The following is an 18,368-nucleotide window of genomic DNA, read 5'->3' as shown; positions in this document are numbered from 1 at the left end:
CGCCCGTCCGACTGTCGCAGGATGAGTTCGAGCGGCGCTCCCGCAAGCGGTTTGCCGATCCGGTCTTTCAGCGCTGCCGTTGACCTGGCTCGTACCGGGCATCTGGAAGACCCCGGCAAGGGGCTTGAGGACCCGCAGCCGAAGTCGTGAGGAATCCGGGTTCCCTGGGAACGAAGAGCCCGGGCTGCCGTTGGGCCGCGGGAGGAATTCACCAATGCGTTATCTTTCGATCATAACCCTTTGTGCTGTTGCCGTGATGAGCAGCGGTGCCGCGCTGGCACAGCATTCCGGCACCAAGTCGGAGCAATCCGCGTGCTCGCGCGATGCACAGCGCTTCTGCCGCAAGGACCTCGGCAATGACGGCGCCGTGCAGAGCTGCCTTCAGATGAAGCGGGCCAGTCTGAGCTCAAGCTGCAAGAAGGTCTTTGAGAGCCACGGCATGTAATCAGCCGGTGCGGTCGCAGGTCTCGTCGTCAGCCTAGCGCGACGGCGTCTCGCCCACGCGCTCGACAAGATGCGCGCGCGACGGTGATGGCTCAAACCGGTCGGCGAAGTACTGCGTTTCGTGGACGACCAGCCCGTCACGAAATTCCATGATGCTCACCGTGTAGGACGGGATGCCGTCATAGGTCAGCACGAACTCGGTGAGCCAGAGATCGCCGCCGCCGATCATGCGCTGGATCGTGAAGCGTTTCTTGTTCGGCTGCACCGTCCGGCTCTGCTGAATGTTACGCCGGCCGCGGATTCGCTCGCCCGATTGCGGATAGTCGAGCACTGCATCCTCGCGGTAGATCTCATGCTCGCGCTCGAAATCGCTCGCGTCCGACGCCTCCCAATGGCGCTCCAGCGCCGCCCGCACGGTTCGATCATCCATCGCAATCTCCCGGCTGTGACCGCGTGCATCATCTGACGATTGTCCGCGCGCAATTGGCAAGAGGAATATGGTGGCAGAACATGTCGATGCGGGCTGACCGTCTGTCTCCTGTTGTCATTCCGGGGGCGCGAAGCGAGAGCCCGGAATCCATTGCGTCCCACTGGCCGAGCAACAAATTCGATGTGGTCCCGGCCTTGAGCCGGGACCCATAACCACGAATGCGAATTGCCTTGAAAAGCCGTGGCCACAGCGCGCTTCAACAACACGGCCCGGTGGCTATGGGTCCCTGCTTTCGCAGGGACGACACCTTGTGCTGTTCGAAGCGCTGATTGGAGACGACGAGCGCCGCGGCGCAAACCGCCCGCGCTTACTTCACCGCGGAGAAGCGGGTGTCGAACGAGTTGGTCTGCACGACAGGCGCGGAGCCGGCGAGCTGGGTCGACGATGCCGCGGGGGCCGGCGCGGCTGCGGCGGTGTTGGTGACCTGGGGCTTCGGCGCGGGCTTGGCGGCCTGCTTCGGCTCGGCCTTCGGGGCGACGCGAACCACCGATTGCGGCTTGCCCTCGGCGACCTTCGGCTTGGCCGGTGCGGCAGCGACAGGAGCCGGCGGCGGCGCGGTGGTCTTGCTGGCGTCGGCGGTGCCACCGATGCCGACCTTCTGGGCAAAGCTCGAGAAGAAACCTTCGGATTTGTCGGACGCGCTCGCCGAGGCAACGCGGGCGGTCGACGACGTCGTCGCGACGACCGGCTCGTCCTGCTGGACCGCGAGATTGGGTTTGGGCGGATTGACCGTGCCGGGGATCGTGCCGGGCGCGCGCGCCAGCGACATCGATTGCAGCGCCTGGCTGTCGCCGCCTTCGGACAGACCGGTGTTTCCTTCGGGAATCTTGGAGGCGAAGATCGCGTTCATGCCGCCGTCGATGCCGGTGTTGAGGCGCGCCACGGGCGTGCCCTTGGACACCAGCTTGGTGGTCTCGACGGCGTCCTGCTGCTCCTTCTCGCGCACGGCGCTCGCGATCTCCTCGGGGATCACATAGGCCGGGCACTTCGCGGAGGCGTCGAACACCGGATCGCGCGTTGCGTTAGGGGCTTTGACGGCGTCGAACACGTACTTCTTCTCGCAGAAGTCGACCCTCGGCTCCTGCTTCGTCACTTCGAAATGATCATAGCCTTCCTTGATCATTTTCCAGAAAGGCATGTTCGGATTGTTGCGGTGCTTGGCCATGTTCACCGGCGTCATCCGGAACGGATAGGCCTGCAGCTGGAACGCCTTCTGGCCGCCGAAGAACGACTCGCGGCCGAGCGAATAGATTTCCGCGATCTGCTCGTCGGTCATTGCGTAGCAGCCGCGCGAGGAACAGTCGCCATGCACCATCAGCTGCGAGCCGGTGCGGCCGAGCGCCTTGTCGAACCCGTTGGGATAGCCGGTGTTGAACGACAAATAATAGGCCGACTGCGGATTCATCTGGCTCGGGTTGATCGAGTAGAATCCTTCGGGGGCCTGGCGGTCGCCCTCACGGACCTTCGGGCCGAGATCGCCCGACCAGCGGCAGATCGGATAGGTCTTGAGCAGCGCGAACTGGCCGGAGCGGGTCTGCTTCCAGACTTCGAGCTCGGCCTCCTGCTTGAACAGCCGCACCAGGATCGGCGACTGCATGTCCATGTCCTTCTCGGTCATGGCAGCGACGAGCTTCGGCGGGACCGGCTGGTTGGCCTTGGCGTTCTGGGCGAGCGAGATCTGGTCGCTGTCACAGCCGGCGAGCATGACACCCGCGGCGAGGACCGCCGAAGTCAGAAGCGCGCGTACGAGCGTGCGATGAGTCAAGTCCGAGCTCCACACCCACCGGGCGATTTTCGCGACCCCAACACGGCGAATATGCCCTGAAGCCATTGTGTAAAATATTAGCCTTCGACGCCCCCTGCTCGCAACCTGAACGGAGGCTGACACCGCTCACGGTAGCAGGCATGGTTCAAGGAACGTTAAAGACCCGGCTCGGGGCCCAATTACGGCAAAATCGGCTGATTTGGTCGAAAAATCCGCCCGTTTGGGCGGCTCAGCCCAGCTTGCGGCCGATATCCAGGAACTTCTGGCGCCGCTGTTTGCGAATCGCGTCCGGATCAAGATTTCGTAGGTCGTTGAACGCCTGGGCGATGGCGTCGCCCAGGGTCGTGATCATCGCGGCGGGGTCGCGATGAGCGCCGCCGGAGGGTTCCTTCAGGATCTGGTCGATCACGCCGAAGCGCAGCATGTCCTGGGCGGTGATCTTCATGCTGTTGGCGGCTTCCTGCGCCTTGGTGCCGTCGCGCCACAGGATCGAGGACGCCGCCTCCGGCGAGATCACGCTGTAGATCGCGTGCTCCATCATCAGCACGCGGTTGGCGGTGGTGATGGCGATGGCGCCGCCCGACATGCCTTCGCCGGTGACGATCGCGACATTGGGCACACCGAGCGACAGGCAGGCGTCGATCGAGCGCGCGATCGCCTCGGCCTGGCCGCGCTCCTCGGCGCCGATGCCGGGATAGGCGCCGGCGGAATCGACGATCGACAGCACCGGGACGCCGAAGCGGTCGGCCATCTCCATCAGGCGCACCGCCTTGCGGTAGCCCTCGGGACGCGCCATGCCGAAATTGTGCTTGATGCGGGTGTCGGTGGTAGCGCCCTTCTCCTGGCCGACCACGCAGATGCTCTCGCCGCGGAAACGGCCGAAGCCGCCGATCAGGGCCTCGTCGTCGGCGAATTTGCGGTCGCCGGCCATTGGGGTGAATTCGGTGATCAGACCGCCAATGAAATCGGTGAAGTGCGGCCGCTGCGGATGCCGTGCCACCAGTGTCTTCTGCCACGGCGTGAGATTGGCATAGAGGTCGGTGAGGGCCTGCGCCGCCTTGTCCTCGATCCGCGCGACCTCGTCGCCGATGTCGCTGCCGCTCGCGGCAAGCGCACGCAACTCGTCGATCTTGGATTCAAGCTCGGCGACGGGTTTTTCGAAGTCGAGATAGCTGCGCATCGGGTCGGGCATCAACTCAATATAGGGAGGAACAATGCGAGGGGCGAAGCGGTTTTGGCGGTGGCAAGAGAAGTTTTGTAACTTCAATCGGTTAACGCGCATTCGGGCGGAATGCACGCTTCGGGATCGCAGGCAGGTGACGCTCTTTCTGCGGAGACGACGCGGAAGTCAAGGCGGATCAGGTGAAGGTATCGATGTCGCCGACGCTTGTAGCCCGGATGGAGCGAAGCGCAATCCGGGGCAAGTCGACCCGCGGACGGGATGTCCCCGGATTTCGCTGCGCTACATCCGGGCTACGGATACCTACGATTTCTCCGCCAGCGGATGCAGGTCGCGGACCAGGCTCTTCAGCCGCTCCTCGACCACATGGGTGTAGATCTGGGTGGTCGAGATGTCGGTATGGCCGAGCAGGGTCTGCACGATGCGCAGGTCCGCGCCATTGTGCAGCAGGTGGCTCGCGAAGGCGTGGCGCAGCACGTGCGGGGAGACCAGCCGCGGCGCGAGACCGGAGGCTGCCGCGAGCTCCTTCAGGTCGCGCGCGAAATGCTGCCGGGTCAGGTGGCCGCTCTCGCCGGAGGAGGGAAACAGCCATTTCGATGGCGCTGCTTTCTTCGCCTTCGGCTGCATCACCTCCAGCGCCGCGAGGTAATCCGCCATCGCCTGGCGCGAGGCGTCGTTGAGCGGCACCAGCCGCTCCTTGTTGCCCTTGCCGCGCACCACGATCATCCGCGCGTCGCGCCGCGCGGCCGAGACCGGCAGCGACACCAGCTCGGAGACGCGCAGCCCGGTGGCGTAGAGCACCTCGAGCAGGCAATACAGCCGCAGCGCGCGCAGCCGCTGGGCCGGCGAGACGTCGGTCTGGGTCAGCTCCTTGGCGCGGGTCAGCATCCGGTCGACGTCCGCAATCGACAGCACCTTGGGCAGGCCGCGGCCACGCTTCGGGCCGGACAGGATCGCGGCCGGGTCGTCGCCGCGGATCCGCTCGTTGAGCAGGAAGCGATAGAGATGCCGCATCGCCGACAGCCGCCGCGCCACGCTGGTCGATTTGAAGCCGCGCGTGTCCAGATCGGCGAGATAGCCGCGCAGCGCCTCGGTGTCGGCGCTGGTGAAATCGGCGCCGGCGTGGGCGAGGTAATCGGAGAAATCGGTGAGGTCGCGCCGGTAGGCGTCAAGCGTGTTGACGCCGGCGCCCTGCTCCGCGGCGAGCATGTCGAGGAACAACGCGGTCAGCTTGGCGTCGGAGGACCTGGCAGGGGTCCTGGCTTGGGTCTTGGCGGGTGTCTTCACAGGAGCTTTGGCAGCAGCGGGCATGCCAGAATCATAGCGCCTATTTCTTGAGGAACTTATCCGGCGGGATGGTCACGCTCATTTCCCGTGGTTTCGGGTGCACGAAATTGGCCAGCGCGAAGACGATGCCGTAGCCGATCCCGAAAATCACGGCGACGACCGTCAGGAAGCGGAACAGGCTGGGCATGGAGGCGACTCAGGCGGCGAATTAACCAATGAAATCATCCAACATGTTCCCCGCGCGGTTGCAAGAGTCGCTGGTAACGGTGTCGCCGGGGGTAGTATACGTGGCTCGAATTCTGAACAATTCGTCCGAATATCCGAGCTTTTTGATGTCCGACGCAGCCGTCCCGGCGCCCACCCACCCGACCCTGGAGGCCGATATCACGGCCGCCCTGGGGACGCGGTCGATCGTGCTGGTTGGCATGATGGGGGCCGGCAAGTCGACCATCGGCCGGCGGATGGCGGTACGGCTGCAATTGCCATTCACCGACGCCGACACCGAGATCGAGACGGCTCACCGGATGACGATTCCGGAAATCTTCCAGGAATACGGCGAGGCTTATTTCCGCGACGGCGAGGCGCGGGTGATCGCCCGCATCCTCGACAACGGCTCGGTCGTGCTGGCGACCGGTGGCGGCGCCTTCATGCGTGAGGAAACCCGCAACCGGATCCGCGACCGCGCCGTTTCAATCTGGCTCAAGGCCGACAGTGATATCATCATGCGCCGGGTCCGCCGCCGCGCCGATCGTCCGCTGCTGCAGACCGCCGATCCCGAGGCGACCGTCAACCGGCTGATCAGCGAGCGCGAGCCGGTCTACCAGAACGCCGATCTGACGATTGCCTCACGCGACGTGCCGCACGACCGCATCGTCGACGAATGCCTCGAGGCCCTGCATGCGCATCTGTGCGGCGTGCGTCCGGCCGGCGAGCCACCATCTGATGGATTGAACCCGACCTCATGACCGCGCCCTTGAAACACTCCGCCTCCGTTATCGTCGACGTCGCGCTCGGCGATCGCGCCTACGACATCGTCATCGGCCGCGACGTGCTGGCCTCGCTGGGCGATCGCGTCGCGGCGCTGCGGCCCGGCGTGCGGACTGCTGTTGTCACCGATCGCACCGTCGCAAAACACTGGCTGGAGCCGGCCGAGGCGTCGCTGGCCGCCGCGGGCGTGCCGACATCGCGGGTCGTTGTCGAGGAGGGCGAGGGCTCGAAGAGCTACGCCACGCTGACGCAGGTCAGCGAAGCGCTGATCGCGGCGAAGATCGAGCGCAACGATCTGGTGATCGCGCTCGGCGGCGGCGTGGTTGGCGACCTCGCCGGCTTCGCGGCTGCGATCCTGCGCCGCGGCGTCGATTTCGTGCAGGTGCCGACTTCGCTGCTGGCGCAGGTCGATTCCTCCGTCGGCGGCAAGACCGGCATCAACTCGCCGCAGGGCAAGAACCTGATCGGCGCGTTCCACCAGCCGGTGCTGGTGATTGCCGACACCTCGGTGCTCGACACGCTGTCGCCGCGCCAGTTCCGCGCCGGCTACGCCGAGGTCGCGAAATATGGCATCCTCGGTGACGAGGCCTTCTTCGCCTGGCTCGAAAAGAGCCACGCCGACATTTTCTCGGGCGGCGCGGGGCGCGAGCACGCGATTGCGACCTCCTGCCGCGCCAAGGCCGCCATCGTCTCCCGGGACGAGCGCGAGACCGGCGAGCGTGCGCTGCTCAATCTCGGTCACACCTTCGGCCATGCGCTCGAAGCCGCGACCGGCTTCTCCGACCGCCTGTTCCATGGCGAGGGCGTCTCGGTCGGCATGGTGCTCGCGGCGGAATTCTCCGCGCAGCTCGGCATGATTTCACCTGACGATGCGGCCCGCATCGCGCGTCATCTTTCCGCGGTAGGATTGCCGACGCGCCTGCAGGATATCGCAGGCTTCAAGCAGGAAGGGCTTGCCGATGCCGACGCTCTGTTGGCGCTGATGGCGCAGGACAAGAAGGTCAAGCGCGGCAAGCTCACCTTCATCCTGCTGGAGGCGGTCGGCCGCGCCGTGATTGCCAACAATGTCGAGCCTCAGCCGGTGCGCGACTTCCTGCAAGCCAAGCTGAAGGCCTAAACCACGGATCAAGCCAGTGGGCTGGTTAACCTTCTCGATCGTGCTGCTCTGTCTGCTCGTCTCCGCCTTCTTCTCGGCGAGTGAGACAGCGCTGACCGGCGCCTCGCGCGCCAGCATGTTGCGGCTGTCGAAGCAGGGCAACAGCGAGGCCACGGTGGTCTCGAGCCTGATCGCGATGCGCGAGCGGATGATCGGCGCGCTGCTGCTCGGCAACAATATCGCCAATATCGGCGCCTCCGCGCTCGCTACCGGCATCTTCACCGCCTGGTTCGGCGATGTCGGCGTGCTTTATGCCACCGGTGTGATGACGGTGCTGGTGGTGATCTTCGCAGAAGTGCTGCCCAAGACCGTCGCCATCAACGCGCCGGACCGGGTATCGCTGCTGGTGGCCCGGCCGATGCGGCTGACGGTGTTCGTGCTCGGGCCGCTTCTCACCATCATTGAAGGGATCGTCCGCGCCCTGATGCGGCTGCTCGGCATCAAGATCGGCGCGCACCAGGCCATCCTGTCGCCGACCGAACGCCTGCGCGGCGCGGTCGATCTGCTGCATCACGAAGGCAAGGTCGAGAAACAGGACCGCGACATGCTCGGCGGGTTGCTCGACCTCAGCGAGCTGCAGGTCTCCGACGTGATGGTCCATCGTACCGAGATGACCATGGTCAACGCCGACCTGCCGCCCGAGGAACTGGTGCGCGAGGTGCTGGCGAGCGAATACACCCGCATCCCGCTGTGGCGCGAGAAGCCGGAGAACATCGTCGGCGTGCTCCACGCCAAGGATCTGCTGCGCGCGATGCGCGCCAATGAGGGCGACATGTCCGCGATCGATGCCTCGGCGATCGCGCTGCCGCCCTGGTTCGTGCCGGAGATGCGCCCGGTCTCCGAGCAGCTGAAGGCGTTCCGCCGCCGCAAGACCCACTTCGCCCTGGTGGTCGACGAGTATGGCGAGGTCGAAGGCATGGTGACGCTGGAGGACATCCTGGAGGAGATCGTCGGCGACATCTCCGACGAGCACGATGTGGTGGTCGCCGGCGTGCGCGCCCAGCCGGACGGCTCGGTCGTGGTCGACGGCTCGGTGCCGATCCGCGACCTCAACCGCGCGATGGACTGGCGCCTGCCGGACGAGGAGGCGACCACGGTTGCCGGCCTCGTGATCCACGAGGCGCGGTCGATTCCCGATCGCGGCCAGAGCTTCACCTTCCACGGCTTCCGCTTCCGCGTGCTCCGCCGCGAGCGCAACCGCATCACCGCGCTGCGCATCGTCGCGGTCCCGCGCGAGGCCGCCGAGCTCGACGAGAAGAAGCCGAAGCGGGCAGGGACGGCGTTCTAGTCCTGGTAGGGCGAACGCAACCGTCACCCCCGCACAACGGCTTTGCCGTTGTCGCTGGAGGAGCCGCGAAGCGGCGTCTCGAAGGGTCGACGGCCACCGCCCGGGCCGTGCATCCTTCGAGGCTCGCAAGGGCTCGCGCCTCAGGATGACGGGTCTGGCGATTGTTCCGAATGCTACTCGATATCGATCGAGATGCCCGACAGCTTCCACGCGCCGTCGGAGGGGATGAAGCCGAGTTGATACTTCACCTGCTTGGGCGTGGTGTCGAAATGGCCCTTGAGCCGCAACACGCCCTTGTCGTCGATCTTGGCGTCCTCATCGAGGACGATCGGCTTGGCGACCACGGCGTCGAACACCGCATGCTTGTCGACCAGATCCTTGAAGATCGTCTTCAGCTTGTCCGGCGAAAACTGGTCGCGGAACGGCTTTGAGATCTTGGAGTGGAACACGGCGAAATTGTTCGCGGCCACCGCATCGTTGAGCGAGACCAGGATGCTCTTGATCAGCACCTCCTGGACGAACGGGCTCGGCATATCCAGCGCCGAGGCCGGGCGCATCGCGCAGATCAGGAGCAGGCCGGCGGCGGCGACAATCGACCGGAAACGTGGCCAGCAAGGGATCATCAATGGCCCCATATCAAGCGTGGCGATGCGGTCCGTCATTTGCCTGCTCAGACATGGAGCGGGTCCATCGCCGGGAGTCTTGTTCTCAATAACGGAAAACCACTGCTTCGTCTTGAGCCAAGCGCGAGCTACCGTGGCTTTTCCCCGGGGCCGTGGGCGTGGATCGCCAGCGCGTGCACCGAGCCGGCGAGTTCCTGCGCCAGCGTCGCATTTATCATGCGATGGCGTTCGATCCGGCTCTTCCCTTCGAAGGCCGGAGACACAATATATACCCTGAAATGCGTCTCGCCGCCTGGCCTGTGGCCGGCGTGGCCCTCATGCAGATGTGACTCGTCGACCACGTCGAGGCTTTCGGGCAAGAAAGCTTCACGCAACTTGTTTATGATAGCGTCTTTGGTGCTCATGGCGGCGGAGTTAGGTCCGCGACGGCTTTTCGTCAATGGTGCAAGCGGGAAACGAGGTCTGCGCAATGTCAAGACTTGAAGATTTGTGCATTGCGTAGTCAAAGAGAACATGCCGATCGATTCATCAAAATTCTTCGACTCCATTCGCATCAAGCCGACCAAGGTGAGTGCGAAGCGCCAGGCGCAGGCCGGCGAGCAGGCCGTCGCCTGCGAGTGGGCGGGTTGCCAGAACAAGGGCGCGCACCGCGCCCCGAAGGGCCGCGAGAATTCGCGCGAGTATTGGCACTTCTGTCTTGATCACGTCCGTGAGTACAACCAGTCCTACAATTTCTTCCAGGGCATGAATCCTGACGACGTCGCGCGCTACCAGAAGGACGCGCTGACCGGCCACCGTCCGACCTGGAAGATGGGCGCCAACAACGGCAAGAAGGAGAGCGGGCTCGACGCCGCCTCCGATCCGTTCCACGTGTTCTCCGAGCTCAACGGCCGCGGCCGCTGGCGTCCCGGACCGGGTGGCGCAGAGCCCAAGCCCGAGACCCGCAAGGTCATGAACGCCGAGCGCAAGGCGCTGCTGGTGATGGGGCTCGGCGCCGGCGCGACGCTCGAAGACGTCAAGTCGAAGTACAAGGCGCTGGTGAAGCAGCACCATCCCGACGCCAACGGCGGCGACCGCTCCACCGAGGATCGCCTGATCGAGATCATCAAGGCGTACAATTATCTGAAGACCGTGGTGCGCGAGGCCTGAAGTCTTGCCTCCGTCGCCCCGGCGAAAGCAGGGGCCCATAACCACCGGCGGTTATTGCGTTTACGAGATGTCTAACCCATCGCCCGATTGATAGGCCGCGGCGTATGGGTCCCTTGGGTTCACGACACAAGTGCAACACCTGCTAGGGTGTTGTGGCGATGGGACAATGTTATGGCCAGCTCAGCCTTGAAGAGCGCGTTGAGATTTACCGCCTGCATGCAGGCGGTAAATCTCAAAACGATATTGCGTCTGCGCTTGACCGCGCGACGTCGACGATAAGTCGGGAGCTGGAGCGCAACTCGCGGCCTACCAAGGTCTGGAAGGGCGGTTACGAACCTGTCCGGGCTCAACAATTGGCCGAACGTCGGCGACGGCAGGATGGCCGCTTCAAGCTGGCGCGCCAGCCGGCCCTGCGGGACTGCGTCGGCAAAAGCCTTGCGATGGGACATTCGCCGGAGCAGATCGCTGGTCGACTGGCGCGAGAACATGGTCGCGTCATGATCAGCCACGAGTCAATCTATCGTTTCATCTATCATCGTACGGCCCAGAAGGATTACTGGCACCGCCTGCTGCCGTGCCATAAACTCAGACGAGGGCGCCGGCGACGCCCAGGCGGCAGCCCTGCCAGCTTCATTAAACAACGGCGCTCGATCGATGAACGACCCTCCGAGGTCAAAGGCCGCGGGACGCCGGGTCATTGGGAAGCCGACTTCATGCTGTTCGCGCGATATGGCCAAGGATTGCTGGTTCTCCACGAGCGACAAACTCGCTTCAGCATCGTGCTGCATCCACTCGATCGGAAAGCTGTCCTCACCGCTCGGACCATCGCCCGTCAACTTGGCAAGCTTCCACAGGCGATCCGTAAAACCATCAGCTTCGACAACGGAACCGAGTTCGCCGAGCATCACAGGCTTCACAACGCCCTCGGCGTCCAAACCTTCTTCTGCGATCCCCATAGTCCCTGGCAAAAAGGCGGCGTGGAAAACTCCATCGGGCGCTTACGACGCTCTCTGCCACGCAAAACTGACCTCAAGTTCATCACGGCAGCCGCCCTCAGGCGCCTCGCTCAGCGCCTTAACGATACCCCACGCAAATGCCTGGACTTCAAGACACCCGCCGAGGCATTCTCCAAACTCAAATCAATCGTTGCACTTCAAACGTGACTCCATCTCCCTGCTTTCGCAGGGACGACGGCGGAATCTGTGGGTCCGCCATCGTCCGACGATGCAGTTTTGTAGCCCGGATGAAGCGAAGCGCAATCCGGGACCCCTCTATCCGCGGTCACGCCGTTCCCGGATTTCGCTGCGCTCCATCCGGGCTACGGTTTGTTCGCTTGTCACTTAACCCTTCGGCACTGCGCCGACATAGGACGAGCTCGGCCGGATCAACCGTCCGGTGCGCCGCTGCTCCAGCGCGTGCGCAGTCCAGCCGGCGGCGCGGGCCACCGCAAAGATCGGCGTGAACGCCTGCCGCGGGATTTCCAGCCCATCGAGCAGGATCGCGGTGAAGAACTCGACATTGGTCTCGAGCGGCCGCTCCGGGTTCTTCTTGCGCAGGGCTGCGCGGACATAGGCCTCGACCTCGCCGGCAAACGGCAGGTCGGCGCCGCTGGCCTCCAGGCGCTCGATCGCGACCTTCAGCACATCGGCGCGCGGGTCACGCACGCGATAGACGCGATGACCAAAGCCCATCAGCCGTTCGCCATGCGCCAGCGCGCCGTCGACCCAGGGCTTGATACGCTCGCGCGTGCCGATCGCATCCAGCATCTCCAGCACCGGCTCCGGCGCGCCGCCATGCAGCGGACCGGTCAGCGCGCAGTAGCCGCCGGTGATCGCCGCGAACAGATCGGCCTGGGTCGATGCGATCACCCGCGTGGTGAAGGTCGACGCATTCATGCCGTGGTCGCAGACGGTGACGAAATAGGCATCGAGGGCTGTGACCTCGCGCGGCTCGACTTTGCGCCCCCGCAGCATCCGCAGCGTGTCGGCGGCGTGGCTGGCGTTCGGGTCCGGCGCGATCGGGGCATGTCCCTTGGCGTGCTGCACCAGGGCGCCCGCGATCACCGGGAAGGCGCCGACGATGGTCGCCTCGTGCTCCAGCCCGTTCTCGCCGCGGAGGCCTGCGATCGCGGCCCGGAAGCCGTCGACGATCGACATGCCGCGCGTCGCCGGCAGCAGGTCCGGCAGCCGCGCAAAGGCGCGTTCGCGGGCGGCGCCGAGGCTGGCGCGGACATTGGCTTCGCTCAGCGACTTGCCGGTGGCGCCGTTCCACAGCCGCGCCGTGACGCCCTCGAAGCTCGACTTGTCCGCGAGGTTGGCGACGTGCTCGCCGGCGATGATCAACTCGCCGCGCTCGCCGTCGACATGGCTCAACACGGTCTCGGCGGCGGGAACGCCGTCCAGACCGATCTGGCTCTTGGTGAGAATCATGTTCATGGCCCGATCTCCTTGCTTCACACCTTGAAGGTCGGGCCTCTCGACGAGTTGATCAATCTTGATTATATAAATCAATATGAAAAAATCCGCCGAGCTTTACCTCTCCGCCCGCGAGGCCGCCGCGGAGCTCGCGATCTCGCCGGCGACGCTTTACGCCTATGTCAGCCGCGGCCTGATCCGCTCCGAGCCGTCGCCGGACTCGCGCAGCCACCGCTACCGCGCCGAGGACATCAGGGGGTTGAAGGAGCGCCGCGTGCCGTCACCGGAGCCGCGCGGCTTTCGCAATTTCGATGCCGACTTGCCCGTGATGGATTCGGCGATCGCGACCATCACCGAGCAGGGCCCGATCTATCGCGGCGTGAACTGCGTCGATCTCGCCCAGCGCGACACGCTGGAGCACACCGCGACGCTGCTGTGGGACGTCACCGGCGTCGATCCGTTCGCGTCGGACAATTGCCCGTATGTCTCGGATGAAATGCGCGCGATCGCCGAGGCCGCGCGCCGCGCCCAGCCGATCGACCGCACGGTCGCCGTGCTGGCGCTGGCGGCGAGTGCCGATCCCGGCGCCTTCACCCGCGCGCCCGATGGCCGCGCGATGGTCGGCGGGCGCATCCTGCGGCTGCTGGTTGCGACCATGCTGAACGCCGTGCCATCGGCCGAGCCGCTGCATGAGCAGGTGGCGCGGGTCTGGACACCGGACAACAAGCACGCGCCCGACCTGATTCGCCGCGCGCTGGTGCTGCTCGCGGATCACGAATTGAACGCCTCGACCTTCACGGCGCGCTGCGCGGCATCGACCGGGCTCAATCTGTACGACTCGGTGATTGCGGGTCTCGTCGCGCTGAAGGGGCCGATGCATGGCGGTGCCGGCGTGCTCGCCTCGCGCCTGGTCAAGACCATGATCGACAATGACGTTGCGCCTGTGGTCCGCGAGCGGGTTGCGCTCGGCGAGCGCTTCGCCGGCTTCGGGCACGGGGTCTACAAGAAGGGCGATCCGCGCGCGATCTCGCTGCTCGAGGCGCTGACGCGGGCCGGCGCGCCGCGCAAATTCACCAGGGAAGTGCCTGATAGGATCGCGGAAGCAACCGGCGAGTTCGTCAACATCGACTACGCGCTGGCGGTGCTGGTGCATGCGCTGCGAATGCCGGCGGGGAGCGAGCTCGCGCTGTTTGCGATGGCCCGCAGCGTCGGCTGGATCGCGCATGCCAGTGAGCAGCTTCAGCTCGGCAAGCTGATTCGGCCCCGCGCGCGTTATGTCGGGCCGGCGCCCGGGCGTGGCGGGACCACCAGCAGCCTCTAGCTATTTCGCCGGCTTGGCCGGTTCGATCAGTCCGCCGCCATGCCGGCGGCGGATGGTCCAGATCGCCAGCGACAGGATGACGGCGGCGCCCGCGACCGCGAACATCCACAGGTGCTTGCCGACATGTTGATGATGCGGCAGGCCGGCATAGTCGTGCAGCGCGGTGACGGCGAGCACGCCGGGCAACACATGCGCCGGTGCCCAGAGCAGGATCGCGGGGATGTTGATCGCGTAGAAGCGCGCCGGCGGCATGTCGAGCGCGCCGGCGGTGATCGGCACAAAGGCGCGAATCGGCGGCACGAAGCGGGCGAAGAACACCGCGAGCACGCCCCAGCGGTTGAAGAAGGCCTCGCTCTGCGCGACCACGCGCGGGTAATTGGAGAGCGGCCAGGCCGACAGGATCTCGCGCTGGCTGCGATGGCCGATCAGATAGGCCGTGCCGTCGCCGAGCATCGCGCCGGCGGCCGCGGCGGCGAGCACCGGCACGAGCTTCAATTCGCCGCCCGGGACCAGCGCGCTCAGCGCCAGGATGATGGTCGAGCCCGGCACCAGGGAGCCGACCACCGGGACAGCTTCCAGCAGGGCGGCCAGAAACAACGTCAGATAGGCGAGCCAAGCATGGGCCGAAACGAACGCGATCAATGGGTCGAGGAATGAAGTCACAGAATCCCTGGGTGCGGTGAAACAGGTCCGAGAGCTAACAACTCCCCGCCGGGCTGAAAAGTGCCTGCGGACAAGCCGCCGTGGCGCTGCGGCGAAAGTACGGCGGGATTTGCAGAGCAGCCTTCCAAAAACCGAGTTTCGCGCCTATCTTTATGATACAACAACGGAACTTTGATTTGCCCGTGGGCTTCTGCCGGCCGATGCTCTCTGCTAGGCTTGTGCGTAGCACCCCATCCGCAGCCAAATGACCTAAATCTGGTTTCGGGAATGCCCGGGACCTCGGAGGATGAATGACGACGGCCGTCCAGACCAAAGCGCAAGAACCCGTCGGGTTGCCCGACATGAAGGTGTCGGTTCGGCAGGTCTTCGGGATCGATAGCGATCTGGAAGTTCCCGCCTATTCCGCAGTCGATCCGCATGTGCCGGAAGTCGACAGCGACTATCGCTTCGACCGCGCCACCACGCTCGCGATCCTCGCCGGTTTTGCCAGGAACCGCCGCGTGATGGTCACCGGCTATCACGGCACCGGCAAATCGACTCACATCGAGCAGGTTGCGGCCCGCCTCAACTGGCCCTGCGTGCGCGTCAACCTCGACAGCCATATCAGCCGTATCGATCTCGTCGGCAAGGATGCCATCGTGGTCAAGGAGGGCAAGCAGGTCACGGAATTCCGCGACGGCATCCTGCCCTGGGCGCTGCAGCACAACATCGCGCTGGTGTTCGACGAATACGATGCCGGCCGTCCGGACGTGATGTTCGTGATTCAGCGCGTGCTGGAAGTCTCCGGCCGCCTGACGCTGCTCGACCAGAACAAGGTAATCAAGCCGCACCCGGCGTTCCGCCTGTTCTCGACCGCCAACACGGTCGGCCTCGGCGACACTTCGGGCCTCTATCACGGCACCCAGCAGATCAACCAGGGCCAGATGGACCGCTGGTCGATCGTCACCACGCTGAACTACCTCGCCCATGACGAGGAAGTGGAGATCGTGCTGGCGAAGGCGAAGCACTATCGCACCCAGGAGGGCCGCGACATCGTCAACAAGATGGTGCGGCTGGCGGATCTCACCCGCAACGCGTTCGCCAATGGCGACCTGTCGACGGTGATGAGCCCGCGCACGGTGATCACCTGGGCCGAGAACGCCGACATCTTCAACGACATCGGCTTCGCGTTCCGCGTCACCTTCCTCAACAAGTGTGACGAGCTGGAGCGGCCGCTGGTCGCCGAGTTCTACCAGCGCTGCTTCAACGTCGAGTTGCCGGAATCCTCGGTCAACGTGGCGCTCAGCTAGTCCATGCCGAAAATCTCCGTCGAGCGCACAGTCACACAGACGAAGAAAGCAGTGCTCGGCGGATTGCTCCGCTACAACCACGAGAAGATGGGGAAGCAGAAGTACAAGCGCTTCGCCATCTCGCTGCGGCAAGGCGACGAGATCGTCGGCGGCATCGTCGGCGAGGTCTGGACCGCGGTGTTGTTCATCCAGCTGTTCTGGATGGAGCAGAAGTTTCGCAACAAGGGCTTTGGCGCGAAGCTGATCAACGCGATCGAAGACGAGGCGCGGCGTTTCGGAGCGACGCGATCCTATCTGGATACGATGAGCTTCCAGGCGCCGGGCTTCTACCGCGCCAATGGATATAAAGAGTTCGGTTCGATTGAGGGGTATCCCGGCGGCGTCACGCGCCACTGGTTTACGAAATCGCTATGACAACCTCCAATATCAAATTCCGTCCCGGATCGAAGGAAGCGCCGACCGAGCCGTTCAAGCGCTCGGTGTCGGCGTGCCTGAAGGCGATCGCCAAGAAGCCGGAGCTCGAGGTCACCTTTGCCGCCGAGCGGCCGGGGCTTGCGCCCGGCAAGGCGCGGCTGCCGGAGCCGGCGCGCAAGATGACCAAGCGCGATGCGGCGATCGTGCGCGGCCACGCCGACTCGATCGCGCTCAAGATCGCCTGTCACGATCCCAAGGTGCATCGCAAGCTGATGCCGGGCAATCCGCAGGCGCGCGGCGTGTTCGAGGCGGTCGAGCAGGCGCGTGTCGAGGCGATCGGCTCGCGCCGGATGGCCGGCGTTGCAAAGAACCTCACCGCGATGCTCGACGATCATTTCCACCGCGGCAAGTATGACGAGATCACCGACCGCGCCGATGCGCCGCTGTCGGATGCGCTGGCGATGCTGGTGCGCGAACGCCTGACCGGCATGGCGCCGCCCGCGGCCGCCAAGAAGATGGTCGATCTCTGGCGTCCGACGCTGGAGGACAAGATCGGCTCGCGGCTCGACCAGCTCAGCCGTTTCACCGAGGACCAGGCGAGGTTCGGTGACATGGTCCATGATCTGCTGTCGGCGCTCGATCTCGGCGACGACCGCAACATGGATTCCGACGACGACGATGACCAGGACGAGAACCAGGACGGCGAGAACGATCAGTCCGGTGCCGAGGGTTCGCCCGATTCCGACGCCGCGCAGGAGATGAGCGCCGACCAGGCCCAGACGAGCGCGGAAGAGATGAGCGAAAGCGCGATGGAGAGCGCGCAGGCCTCCACGTCAGACACGTTCGACGACGGCGAGCTCGGCGACGACGAGACGCCGGGCGAGGCGACCCGGCCGAATTCGCGCGGCCAGAACGAGCCGCGTGGTCCGGAATATCACGCGTTTGCGCCGAAGTTCGACGAGGTGATCGCCGCGGAAGATCTCTGCGATCACGACGAGCTCGAGCGGCTGCGCTCCTATCTCGACAAGCAGCTCGCACATCTGCAGGGCATCGTGGCGCGGCTCGCCAACCGCCTGCAGCGCCGCCTGATGGCGCAGCAGAACCGCGCCTGGGATTTCGATCTCGAGGAAGGCATCCTCGATCCGGCGCGGCTGTCGCGCGTCGTCACCGATCCCTATCATCCGCTGTCCTTCATGCACGAGAAGGAGGCGACCTTCCGCGACACTGTGGTGACGCTGCTGCTGGACAACTCCGGCTCGATGCGCGGTCGTCCGATCACGGTTGCCGCCACCTGCGCCGACATCCTGGCGCGCACGCTGGAGCGCTGCGGCGTCAAGGTCGAGATCCTGGGCTTCACCACCCGCGCCTGGAAGGGCGGGCAGGCGCGCGAGGCGTGGCTTGCCGCAGGCAAGCCGGCTAATCCCGGCCGCCTCAACGATCTGCGCCACATCATCTACAAGTCGGCCGACGCACCGTGGCGTCGCGCGCGCAAGAATCTCGGCCTGATGATGCGCGAGGGCCTGCTCAAGGAGAACATCGACGGCGAGGCGCTCGACTGGGCGCACAAGCGCTTGCTCGCGCGTCCTGAGCAGCGCCGCATCCTGATGATGATTTCCGACGGCGCGCCGGTCGACGATTCCACGTTGTCGGTCAATCCCGGCAACTATCTCGAGCGGCACCTGCGCCACATCATCGAGGAGATCGAGACCCGCTCGCCGGTCGAGCTGATTGCGATCGGCATCGGTCATGACGTGACGCGTTATTATCGCCGCGCCGTCACCATCGTGGATGCAGAAGAGCTTGGCGGCGCCATCACCGAAAAGCTCGCCGAGCTGTTCAGCGAGACCCACGGCTCGGCACCCGCACCGGGCACGCGGCGCCGCCTCCACTCGTGAGAC

The 18,368-nt window shown here is 65.0% G+C and carries 19 protein-coding genes; 10 read left to right on the top strand and 9 right to left on the bottom strand.

Annotated elements, in window-relative coordinates:
• Positions 1 to 214 precede the first annotated feature (214 nt).
• Positions 215 to 445 carry a hypothetical protein gene (locus tag ACVIGB_RS29590; RefSeq protein WP_420968173.1) on the top strand — a complete coding sequence of 77 codons (231 nt, stop codon included), beginning with the start codon at positions 215 to 217 and terminating at the stop codon, positions 443 to 445.
• Positions 446 to 478: 33 nt separating this feature from the next.
• On the opposite strand, the gene ACVIGB_RS29585 is transcribed toward ACVIGB_RS29590, so the two are convergent.
• The 5 genes from ACVIGB_RS29585 to ACVIGB_RS29565 form a co-directional block, all read right to left on the bottom strand.
• Complete coding sequence (locus tag ACVIGB_RS29585; protein ID WP_456719997.1) at positions 479 to 874, bottom strand: nuclear transport factor 2 family protein; 396 nt, start codon at positions 872 to 874, stop codon at positions 479 to 481.
• Positions 875 to 1,241: 367 nt separating this feature from the next.
• On the bottom strand, positions 1,242 to 2,699 hold the full coding sequence (locus tag ACVIGB_RS29580; protein ID WP_456719998.1) for a L,D-transpeptidase family protein: 1,458 nt from the start codon (positions 2,697 to 2,699) through the stop codon (positions 1,242 to 1,244).
• Between the two features lie 229 nt (positions 2,700 to 2,928).
• Complete coding sequence (locus tag ACVIGB_RS29575) at positions 2,929 to 3,891, bottom strand: acetyl-CoA carboxylase carboxyltransferase subunit alpha (RefSeq protein WP_092120116.1); 963 nt, start codon at positions 3,889 to 3,891, stop codon at positions 2,929 to 2,931.
• Between the two features lie 291 nt (positions 3,892 to 4,182).
• Entirely contained in the window at positions 4,183 to 5,190 is a 1,008-nt protein-coding gene (gene xerD / locus ACVIGB_RS29570; protein ID WP_456719999.1) for a site-specific tyrosine recombinase XerD, read from the bottom strand.
• Between the two features lie 16 nt (positions 5,191 to 5,206).
• On the bottom strand, positions 5,207 to 5,353 hold the full coding sequence (locus ACVIGB_RS29565; protein WP_050405944.1) for a hypothetical protein: 147 nt from the start codon (positions 5,351 to 5,353) through the stop codon (positions 5,207 to 5,209).
• Between the two features lie 145 nt (positions 5,354 to 5,498).
• Between ACVIGB_RS29565 and ACVIGB_RS29560 the strand changes: the two genes are divergently transcribed.
• The 3 genes from ACVIGB_RS29560 to ACVIGB_RS29550 are packed head-to-tail and all read left to right on the top strand — an operon-like array spanning position 5,499 to position 8,597.
• The gene (locus tag ACVIGB_RS29560; protein ID WP_456720000.1) at positions 5,499 to 6,131 is read left to right on the top strand and encodes a shikimate kinase; all 633 of its coding nucleotides are present in this window, start codon (positions 5,499 to 5,501) and stop codon (positions 6,129 to 6,131) included.
• Positions 6,128 to 7,270 carry a 3-dehydroquinate synthase gene (gene aroB, locus ACVIGB_RS29555; protein WP_456720001.1) on the top strand — a complete coding sequence of 381 codons (1,143 nt, stop codon included), beginning with the start codon at positions 6,128 to 6,130 and terminating at the stop codon, positions 7,268 to 7,270. The genes ACVIGB_RS29560 and aroB overlap by 4 nt, the downstream gene beginning before the upstream one ends.
• Positions 7,271 to 7,286: 16 nt before the next feature.
• Entirely contained in the window at positions 7,287 to 8,597 is a 1,311-nt protein-coding gene (locus ACVIGB_RS29550) for an HlyC/CorC family transporter (RefSeq protein WP_092120105.1), read from the top strand.
• Positions 8,598 to 8,770: 173 nt separating this feature from the next.
• Here the strand turns inward: ACVIGB_RS29550 and ACVIGB_RS29545 are convergent, their stop codons facing one another.
• Together ACVIGB_RS29545 and ACVIGB_RS29540 are read right to left on the bottom strand one after the other, a co-directional pair.
• Positions 8,771 to 9,259, bottom strand: a complete 489-nt coding sequence (locus tag ACVIGB_RS29545) for a hypothetical protein (protein WP_456720002.1) — start codon at positions 9,257 to 9,259, stop codon at positions 8,771 to 8,773.
• A gap of 89 nt (positions 9,260 to 9,348) precedes the next feature.
• Positions 9,349 to 9,624 carry a BolA family protein gene (locus ACVIGB_RS29540; RefSeq protein WP_028338206.1) on the bottom strand — a complete coding sequence of 92 codons (276 nt, stop codon included), beginning with the start codon at positions 9,622 to 9,624 and terminating at the stop codon, positions 9,349 to 9,351.
• A 109-nt stretch (positions 9,625 to 9,733) separates the two neighbouring features.
• Here ACVIGB_RS29540 and ACVIGB_RS29535 point away from each other — a divergent pair, with 109 nt between their 5' ends.
• On the top strand, positions 9,734 to 10,369 hold the full coding sequence (locus ACVIGB_RS29535; protein ID WP_092120102.1) for a J domain-containing protein: 636 nt from the start codon (positions 9,734 to 9,736) through the stop codon (positions 10,367 to 10,369).
• Positions 10,370 to 10,527: 158 nt separating this feature from the next.
• Positions 10,528 to 11,532 (top strand): IS30 family transposase, encoded by a 1,005-nt coding sequence (locus tag ACVIGB_RS29530; RefSeq protein WP_456720003.1) that lies wholly within the window; start codon positions 10,528 to 10,530, stop codon positions 11,530 to 11,532.
• Positions 11,533 to 11,709: 177 nt separating this feature from the next.
• On the opposite strand, the gene ACVIGB_RS29525 is transcribed toward ACVIGB_RS29530, so the two are convergent.
• Complete coding sequence (locus ACVIGB_RS29525) at positions 11,710 to 12,804, bottom strand: citrate synthase/methylcitrate synthase (protein WP_456720004.1); 1,095 nt, start codon at positions 12,802 to 12,804, stop codon at positions 11,710 to 11,712.
• A 76-nt stretch (positions 12,805 to 12,880) separates the two neighbouring features.
• On the opposite strand from ACVIGB_RS29525, the gene ACVIGB_RS29520 reads away from it, so the two are divergent.
• Positions 12,881 to 14,104, top strand: a complete 1,224-nt coding sequence (locus ACVIGB_RS29520) for a citrate/2-methylcitrate synthase (protein ID WP_456720005.1) — start codon at positions 12,881 to 12,883, stop codon at positions 14,102 to 14,104.
• Here ACVIGB_RS29520 and ACVIGB_RS29515 read toward each other — a convergent pair whose 3' ends face one another.
• The gene (locus tag ACVIGB_RS29515; RefSeq protein ID WP_342725133.1) at positions 14,105 to 14,767 is read right to left on the bottom strand and encodes a DedA family protein; all 663 of its coding nucleotides are present in this window, start codon (positions 14,765 to 14,767) and stop codon (positions 14,105 to 14,107) included. It abuts the gene before it with no gap.
• A 290-nt stretch (positions 14,768 to 15,057) separates the two neighbouring features.
• On the opposite strand from ACVIGB_RS29515, the gene cobS reads away from it, so the two are divergent.
• From cobS to cobT, 3 genes are read left to right on the top strand one after another with little or no spacing between them, the layout of a single operon-like run.
• Positions 15,058 to 16,056 carry a cobaltochelatase subunit CobS gene (cobS, locus tag ACVIGB_RS29510; RefSeq protein WP_092120091.1) on the top strand — a complete coding sequence of 333 codons (999 nt, stop codon included), beginning with the start codon at positions 15,058 to 15,060 and terminating at the stop codon, positions 16,054 to 16,056.
• A gap of 3 nt (positions 16,057 to 16,059) precedes the next feature.
• The gene (locus ACVIGB_RS29505; RefSeq protein ID WP_456720006.1) at positions 16,060 to 16,470 is read left to right on the top strand and encodes a GNAT family N-acetyltransferase; all 411 of its coding nucleotides are present in this window, start codon (positions 16,060 to 16,062) and stop codon (positions 16,468 to 16,470) included.
• Positions 16,467 to 18,365, top strand: a complete 1,899-nt coding sequence (cobT, locus tag ACVIGB_RS29500; RefSeq protein WP_456720007.1) for a cobaltochelatase subunit CobT — start codon at positions 16,467 to 16,469, stop codon at positions 18,363 to 18,365. Before ACVIGB_RS29505 ends, cobT begins: the two co-directional genes overlap by 4 nt.
• The last annotated feature ends 3 nt before the right edge of the window (positions 18,366 to 18,368 follow it).

This window comes from Bradyrhizobium sp. USDA 4341, assembly GCF_054063755.1.
The sequence above is the reverse complement of the archived record's forward strand: the minus strand, read 5'-3'. Positions and strand labels throughout refer to the sequence as shown.

Coding starts and splice junctions, on each gene's coding strand:
- ACVIGB_RS29590 (WP_420968173.1), top strand. CDS start 215: ATGCGTTATCTTTCGATCATAACCCTTTGTGCTGTTGCCGTGATGAGC.
- ACVIGB_RS29585 (WP_456719997.1), bottom strand. CDS start 874: ATGGATGATCGAACCGTGCGGGCGGCGCTGGAGCGCCATTGGGAGGCG.
- ACVIGB_RS29575 (WP_092120116.1), bottom strand. CDS start 3,891: ATGCCCGACCCGATGCGCAGCTATCTCGACTTCGAAAAACCCGTCGCC.
- xerD (WP_456719999.1), bottom strand. CDS start 5,190: ATGCCCGCTGCTGCCAAAGCTCCTGTGAAGACACCCGCCAAGACCCAA.
- ACVIGB_RS29565 (WP_050405944.1), bottom strand. CDS start 5,353: ATGCCCAGCCTGTTCCGCTTCCTGACGGTCGTCGCCGTGATTTTCGGG.
- ACVIGB_RS29560 (WP_456720000.1), top strand. CDS start 5,499: ATGTCCGACGCAGCCGTCCCGGCGCCCACCCACCCGACCCTGGAGGCC.
- aroB (WP_456720001.1), top strand. CDS start 6,128: ATGACCGCGCCCTTGAAACACTCCGCCTCCGTTATCGTCGACGTCGCG.
- ACVIGB_RS29545 (WP_456720002.1), bottom strand. CDS start 9,259: ATGACGGACCGCATCGCCACGCTTGATATGGGGCCATTGATGATCCCT.
- ACVIGB_RS29540 (WP_028338206.1), bottom strand. CDS start 9,624: ATGAGCACCAAAGACGCTATCATAAACAAGTTGCGTGAAGCTTTCTTG.
- ACVIGB_RS29535 (WP_092120102.1), top strand. CDS start 9,734: ATGCCGATCGATTCATCAAAATTCTTCGACTCCATTCGCATCAAGCCG.
- ACVIGB_RS29530 (WP_456720003.1), top strand. CDS start 10,528: ATGGGACAATGTTATGGCCAGCTCAGCCTTGAAGAGCGCGTTGAGATT.
- ACVIGB_RS29525 (WP_456720004.1), bottom strand. CDS start 12,804: ATGAACATGATTCTCACCAAGAGCCAGATCGGTCTGGACGGCGTTCCC.
- ACVIGB_RS29520 (WP_456720005.1), top strand. CDS start 12,881: ATGAAAAAATCCGCCGAGCTTTACCTCTCCGCCCGCGAGGCCGCCGCG.
- cobS (WP_092120091.1), top strand. CDS start 15,058: ATGACGACGGCCGTCCAGACCAAAGCGCAAGAACCCGTCGGGTTGCCC.
- ACVIGB_RS29505 (WP_456720006.1), top strand. CDS start 16,060: ATGCCGAAAATCTCCGTCGAGCGCACAGTCACACAGACGAAGAAAGCA.
- cobT (WP_456720007.1), top strand. CDS start 16,467: ATGACAACCTCCAATATCAAATTCCGTCCCGGATCGAAGGAAGCGCCG.